1 protein-coding gene is annotated in these 203 nt (G+C 60.1%); it reads left to right on the plus strand.

What is annotated here, in order from left to right:
• The coding region (locus SHEWPOL2_RS23305) for a hypothetical protein (protein ID WP_037431980.1) at window positions 1-203 on the plus strand (203 nt) is incomplete at both ends.

Here is a 203-nt window from a genome sequence, read left to right on the forward strand (position 1 = left end):
GGCGCCATCGTTGCTGCCTGTGAGCGTAATCGTCAAATTCGCAGTGCTAGTTGCGCCAGTGCTGTCGGTGACTGTGATGGGGATTGTGAGCGTCTCAGTCTGGCCAGCGGCAAGGTGTTGGTAAGCCGCATTGGCTGGGGCGAAGCTGTAGCTGCCATCGGCGTTGAGCGTAAAGCCAGCCGTCTGGGCGCTGGTGCTAAAGC

It is taken from the genome of Shewanella sp. POL2 (assembly GCF_000282755.1).
GTDB classification, from domain to species: Bacteria; Pseudomonadota; Gammaproteobacteria; order Enterobacterales; family Shewanellaceae; genus Shewanella; species Shewanella xiamenensis.